This window comes from Sphingomonas sp. PAMC 26605 (assembly GCF_000241485.1).
Classification (GTDB): Bacteria; Pseudomonadota; Alphaproteobacteria; order Sphingomonadales; family Sphingomonadaceae; genus Sphingomonas.
In genome coordinates this window covers 3,824,121-3,830,480 of sequence record NZ_JH584241.1, presented here as the reverse complement: position 1 = coordinate 3,830,480, position 6,360 = coordinate 3,824,121, and the positions used below count along the sequence as shown (strand labels likewise).

Annotated in this window: 6 protein-coding genes; 2 read left to right on the top strand and 4 right to left on the bottom strand. The window is 66.4% G+C overall.

Annotated elements, in window-relative coordinates; translation table 11 throughout:
* The 3 genes from RH90_RS17815 to RH90_RS17805 form a co-directional block, all read right to left on the bottom strand.
* Window positions 1-1,389 carry a glutamate--cysteine ligase gene (locus RH90_RS17815; RefSeq protein ID WP_010187657.1) on the bottom strand — a complete coding sequence of 463 codons (1,389 nt, stop codon included), beginning with the start codon at window positions 1,387-1,389 and terminating at the stop codon, window positions 1-3.
* 50 nt (window positions 1,390-1,439) lie between these two features.
* The gene (locus tag RH90_RS17810) at window positions 1,440-2,180 is read right to left on the bottom strand and encodes a 16S rRNA (uracil(1498)-N(3))-methyltransferase (RefSeq protein ID WP_010187656.1); all 741 of its coding nucleotides are present in this window, start codon (window positions 2,178-2,180) and stop codon (window positions 1,440-1,442) included.
* 188 nt (window positions 2,181-2,368) lie between these two features.
* The gene (locus tag RH90_RS17805; protein WP_010187654.1) at window positions 2,369-3,274 is read right to left on the bottom strand and encodes a LysR family transcriptional regulator; all 906 of its coding nucleotides are present in this window, start codon (window positions 3,272-3,274) and stop codon (window positions 2,369-2,371) included.
* 286 nt (window positions 3,275-3,560) lie between these two features.
* On the opposite strand from RH90_RS17805, the gene RH90_RS17800 reads away from it, so the two are divergent.
* Entirely contained in the window at window positions 3,561-3,863 is a 303-nt protein-coding gene (locus RH90_RS17800; RefSeq protein ID WP_010187652.1) for a putative quinol monooxygenase, read from the top strand.
* A gap of 482 nt (window positions 3,864-4,345) precedes the next feature.
* Here RH90_RS17800 and RH90_RS17795 read toward each other — a convergent pair whose 3' ends face one another.
* A complete protein-coding gene (locus tag RH90_RS17795) occupies window positions 4,346-5,284 on the bottom strand; it encodes an MBL fold metallo-hydrolase (protein WP_010187650.1) in 939 nt (312 codons plus the stop codon).
* Here RH90_RS17795 and RH90_RS17790 point away from each other — a divergent pair.
* A complete protein-coding gene (locus tag RH90_RS17790; RefSeq protein WP_232280381.1) occupies window positions 5,241-6,293 on the top strand; it encodes a LysR family transcriptional regulator in 1,053 nt (350 codons plus the stop codon). The two genes, RH90_RS17795 and RH90_RS17790, sit on opposite strands and share 44 nt — an antisense overlap.
* Window positions 6,294-6,360 lie beyond the last annotated feature (67 nt).

The window sequence follows — 6,360 nt, the reverse complement described above, 5'->3', positions numbered from 1 at the left end:
CTAGAACCGCAGCTCGTCATAGACCTTCGAGACGTCGCCGCCCCACACGCCGTGATATTTGTCGAGCAGCACCTGCGCCGGCACCTTGCCGCTGCGCACCACCTCGCGCAGCGGATCGAGGAAGCCCGTCTCGTTGCTGCCGCTCGCGTCGAGCCGCGCGCGCGCGGTGAGGCCGGCGCTCGAAATGTCGACGACCTGGCCCGCAATGTCGCGCAGCGTCCGGCCGCCCGCCACCGGCGCGTCGAGCCCCAGCTTCGGCACCGCGTCGCGCAGCGCCTGCCGCTCGTCGATCGTCCAGTCCTTGACCAGATCCCACGCCGCATCGAGCGCACCCTGATCGTAGAGCAGCCCGACCCACAAAGCCGGCAGCGCGCAGATCTTGTTCCACGGCCCGCCATCGGCGCCGCGCATCTCGAGGAAGGTCTTGAGCCGCACCTCGGGGAAGGCGGTCGAGAGATGGTCGGTCCAATCGTCGAGCGTCGGCTTCTCGCCCGGCAGCACCGACAGCTCGCCTCGCAGAAAGTCGCGGAACGACAGGCCGGCGGCGTCGATATATTTGCCGTCGCGGTAGACGAAGTACATCGGCACATCGAGCGCATAGTCGGTGTAGCGATCATAGCCGAAGCCGTCCTCGAACACGAACGGCAGCATACCGGTGCGCGCCGGATCGGTGTCCGACCAGATATGGCTGCGATACGACAGCATCCCGTTGGGCTTGCCCTCGGTGAACGGCGAGTTCGCGAACAGCGCGGTCGCCAGCGGCTGGAGCGCGAGGCCGACGCGGAACTTCTTCACCATATCAGCTTCGGACGCGTAATCGAGGTTCACCTGGATCGTGCAGGTGCGCAGCATCATGTCGAGCCCCATCGACCCGACGCGCGGCATGTGGCGCAGCATGATCGCATAGCGGCCCTTGGGCATGATCGGCAGCTCGGCGCGCGTCTTGTCTGGCCACATGCCGAGCCCGAGGAAACCGATCCCGAACTTCTCGCCGATCGCCTTGACCTGTTCGAGGTGACGCCCCGTCTCGGCGCAGGTCTGGTGGAGGTTTTCGAGCGGCGCACCCGACAGTTCGAACTGCCCCGCGGGCTCGAGGCTGATCGAGCCGTCGCTGCCCGTCATCGCGATGACGTTTTCGGTGCCGTCGGGGCCGCGCTCGGTGACCGGCGCCCAGCCGAAGCTCTCGAGTTCCTTCAGCAGATCGCGGATGCCGCCCTTTTCGGTGTAGCTCGGCGCGTGATGATCGCTGTCGGCATAGACGAACTTCTCGTGCTCGGTGCCGATCCGCCAGCGTTCGGCGGGCTTCTCGCCACGCGCGAAGCTGGCGACGAGCTGGTCGCGCGATTCGATCAGGGGCGAGCTTTTGATGGTGTCTGGGCGCGTTGTCATGACCGCGCCTTAGCGCTGCCTTTGTCCGCCCGCCAGCGGGTTTCGAATGGCTACCAATCGCCTCGGGATGCCATCCAGATCGCCACGGCCGCAGCGGCCGCGGTATCGGCGCGCAGGATGCGCGGACCGAGCCCGATCGCGACCGCGCCGGGCACCGCGCGGATCGCCGCGCGCTCGTCCTCGTCGAAGCCGCCCTCGGGGCCGATCAGGATCGCGGCCGAGGCGGCACCTCCGCGCATCGCGCCGAGCGCGGGCGCGCCGCCGGTCTCGTCGGCGAAGAACAGCGCGCGCTCGGCGGGCCAGTCGCGCAGCAGCGCCGTCAGCTTGACCGGCTCGGCGAGCTCGGGGACCGCGGTGCGGCCGCATTGCTCGGCCGCCTCGATCATATGCGCGCGCAACCGCTCGCCGTTGAGCCGATCGACCACGGTGCGCCGCGTCAGCACCGGCACCAGCCGCGCGACGCCCAGCTCGCACGCCTTCTCGGCGACCCAGTCGATCCGGCCTTTCTTGATCGGCGCGGCGCACAGCCAAAGGTCGGGCACCGTCTCGGGTTCGCGCAGCTGTTGGGTGACGTCCAGTATCAGCTCGCGCTTGGCGACGCTCGCCGCGACGCCGAGCCATTCGCCCGACTGGCCGTCGAACAGCTTGACCGGATCGCCCGGCTTCATCCGCATGACGCTGCCGAGATAATGCGCCTGCGGGCCGTCGATCCGCAGCGGGCCGAGCCCGAGCGGGGTCGCGACGAACAGGCGCGGGGTCGATTGCGGCGGCCAGGCGGGGGTAGCGGGCATGGCGGCGTGGTAGGGGGTGGGGCGGCGGTTTGCTACCCCGAAGCGTGGTCGTCCCACTGCGCCCGCAGGCGGGCTCGGGCGGTCGCCTGAACACGCAATCAGCGGGCGCCTAGCTCGCCGAATAGGATTTGCGAGGTACCAGCGGGCTTGGCACGTCAACGGTATCTCCTGCCGTATTCGCGAGTACATCAACGGGGATGGTTGTGCTCGGTCTGGATGAAGGCAATCAGAGCCCGAAGTGTCGTCGGCGTTTGGTGTCGGCTGGGATGGTACAGATGGAACCCGGAGAATGGCTGACACCACGGCCCCAGCACCCGGACGAGCGCGCCGCTGTCGATCTGCGAGGCGAGAAAGGCTTCGGGCAGGCACGCGACTCCCATCCCGCTGATAGCGGCATCTCGGATCACGGATGTGTCGTTGACGACCAGCGGTCCCTCGACATCGATATCGAGCGGCCCGTCTGGTCCGTTGAAAGGCCAGCGATAGAGCTGACCGGTTGCGGACCAGCGGTAGTTCAGGCAGGCGTGATATCGCAGATCGTACGGCGTTTCGGGTCTGGATCGTTGAGCGAAATAGGCGGGCGAGGCGGCAACGGCGTTGCGAAAGTCGGGCGTCAGGCGGATGGCGATCATGTCGCGCGCCAGGCGATCGCCGATTCTGATCCCTGCGTCGAACCCTTGCGCCACGATGTCGCTCAATCCATCGTCGATCGTCAGCTCCAGCCTGATCCCCGGATGTCGTTCGCCGAACCGCGCGAGCAGCGGCGTCAGGATGAGGTCTGCCGCCAGCCTCGGCAAGTTGAGCCGGAGCGTGCCGACGGCCGTGTCCTGCATCGCGGCCGTGTCGCTGACCGCCTCTTGAAGGTCGGCAAGGACCGGCCGGAGCCGCGCGTGGAGCGATAGGCCAGCGTCGGTGGGGCTGACGCTGCGCGTCGTGCGATTGAGCAGTCGTAGCCCCAGCCGTGACTCCAATCGACCAATGGTGCGGCTGAGCGCCGAAGGGGTAACCCCGAGCCGTTGTGCAGCAGCGCGGAAGCTGCGCGCTTCGACGACGGCCATGAACGCGTTGAGTTCGCCAAATTCGCCGCTGCGCATCCATTGCTTCTTTCAGATCAACAGTACGTGCCGGTCATAGCGCATTGTTGGTAATAATCTCATTCCTATCTCGTTTTCACAGGAACGGAAAAAACGATGACCTCGAACCCGAACATTCACGCCGATCGCGAAGCTCTTGTGGGCATGGCCGCCTTTGGCACCATAGCGCAGATGGACGGGTTACACGTCGATCAGGTCCTTGCGTAGCGTTGACGCGGTCGTGTCTGCGCAACGCGGTTCCTGCGGTGCCGCAAAGCCTTGCTCCACAATAACGGAAGTATTGTAAATGTTGATTATTGCTGGTCATGTCTTCGTAGCACCCTCCGACGTCGACGCATTCATGACGGACGCGCGCGCGACGCTGCCGTTTGGACGTTCGGCAGACGGGAACCTGTTCTTCTCGTTCACGCTGGATGATCCGGGCGAGGGAAGCGTCACGGTTCTGGAGCGGTGGCGCGACCGGACGGCGCTGAATGCCTATCTTGCGCGGCCGGAGGTGGTCGAGATTTTTCAGCGCTGGGGCGGGAGGATGCGCAACGAGGTCAAGATGTACGACGCAAGCAACGAGCGCTCTCCCAGGGCGGATTGAACCGCTCGAGCAGCGCTCCCCCTTCATCGCAATCCTGCACGCCACCGGTCTGTGCGCATCGCAGTGACGCCTGCGCCCACCGCGTTCCGCGCGCGCTCTACCAGAGCCGGCCATGCCCTATACGCGATCGGTTTCGGGAAAGGAGGCAGTCTCGCGGCAATATCGACTATCGCCATCCGCCGTCCCGAAAGCGGTCGATCGCCTGCCCACCATTTTCCGCAGTTGCGGCCCGCGCCGCAGTGCGGCCCCGCCCGAAACCGGACCGTACGATATCGAATGGGAAACGAACAGGTCGAAAACGACCTCCCCGAGCCCCGCCAGAGAGCAAGGCGCGGCCCGGAACCCGACCGTGCTGAAGAAACCTGCCGCACGACGAATCGCCCATGCCGGCCTCAACACCCCTCGACCGTCATGCGCTTTGTCCACATCACGCGGGCGCGAACGTCGTCCGGTGCGCGGCCGTCTCTCGTGCGGGGCGGCGATCAGGGTTGGGAGGACCATGGCTGCGGCACCCAGGAATAGCCCTTCGCGTCGCGCGCGACATGGCCCAGCCCTGGGAACGCGATATGCGCGCCACCCACCAGAACGCCGCTTTCAGCCGTCTCCGCCAGGATAGCGCTGCGCGTGGCCGCGGCGGCCTTCGGGTCGACGTCATAGTGGATCGTCACCGAAGGGTGCTGGAACTGCACCTCGGCCGAATGGATGACATCGCCCCACAGCAGCAGACGCTCGCCCTTGCTTTCGATGACATAGCCGCTTTGCCCAGGCGTATGCCCGCGCAACGCGATGGCACGGATGCCGGGAAACAGGCTGGTCGGTGCTTCGAAGGTCTTCAACCGACCTGCGGCGACATACGGACCGACCGTCTTCTGCGACTGATCGAAGGTAACGCGTTGCGCCGCGGGCGCGCGCGCTTCCGCCGCCTTGCTCAGCCACAGCGCTGGATCGGCTGCATCGACATAGACGGTCGCGGCCGGGAAGACGCGGCGACCGCCGATCGAAAGGCCTCCCGAATGGTCGCCGTGGATATGCGTCAGCAGGATCGTGTCGATATCCTCGGGCGCATAGCCGGCGCTGCGCAGATTGGCGACGAGCTGACCCGCGACGCCCGCGCCGAACAGTTCGCCGGCCCCGGTGTCGACCAGGATGCGGTGCGCGCCGGTGTCGATCAGATAGCAGTTGATCGACAGCCGCGCCGGGAGCGCCTGATGCTGCGTCTTATAGCGATCCCGGACCAGATCGGGGTCGCTCATGATCGCCGGCAAATCCCGATCCACCGACCCGTCCGACAGGACCGTCACGCGGAAATCGCCGAGCTGCATCCGATAATAGCCCGGCGCCTGCGGCCACGGCGTCTGCGCTACCGAAGTTGCGGGAATGGCGGAAAGCAAAGCGGCCGCCAAAGTCTTGCTGATATCCATCGTTCGTCTCCTCTGGGTACGGGGAGATAGTCACAACCGACCGCGCCGATTAGCCGCCGTTTGCGGTATTCAGTGGACCTTATCCGGTCTAATGGAGAGCGCGATGTCTGCCGATGATACGCTCGCCTTTCTCGCGGTTGCCCAGTTCGGGGGCTTCACCGCCGCCGCATCGCGGCTGCACCAGCCGAAGACCAATCTGGTACGGCGGGTCCGTGCGCTCGAAACCGCGCTCGGGGCGCGGCTGTTCGATCGTACCACCCGGTCGCTCTCGCTGACCGAAGCCGGCTACGAATATCGCCGGCATCTGGGAGACTGGGGGGAGACGCTGGCGGCCGCCGAACAGGCGGTTCGAGACCTGCAGGGCGAGGCGGCGGGCTGGATCAGGATCAGTCTGCCGCATTCGCTGGCGGTGGGGGTCGTCGCGCCGCTTCTGGTCGAATTCGGCATGCTGCATCCGCAGATCCGCTTCGATTTGCGGCTCGATCATCGCGCGGCGGATCTGATTGGCGACGATGTCGATATCGCGCTGCGGCTAGGCCCGCTTCCCGACAGTGCGCTGGTCGCGCGGCGACTGACGCGATTTCCGAACCGGATCTACGCGGCGCCCGCCTATCTCGATCGTCGTGGAACGCCGGTGCACCCGGACGACCTGCTGGAGCACGCGACGCTCGCCAATCGTCTGGCCGAGCGCCAGGATGGCCATGCATGGGGGCTGAGCAGCGGTGGCCCGGTACACGACTATGCCATCGCGCCGGTGATGATCGCCGACGACCCGTCCGCTTTGCTCGGTGCGCTCGCGGCCGGGTTCGGGTTGATGTTGGCGACCGACCAGCTGGTCGCGCCGCTCGTGACGGATGGTCGGGTCGTTCCGGTGCTGTCGCGCTGGACGGGGCGTATGCCGGAATTGCATGCGGTGTTTCCGACCGGTCGAGGGCGTTTCCTCAAGATCCGATTGCTGGTCGATTTCCTCGCGGCGCGTTTTGCAGCGCTTGGTGCAACCGCCGTATAGCCGACGTCGCCGAAGCCGAATGACGCGTGATCGCGCGATGCTCGTGGGGAGGGCGCCGCCGGATCGC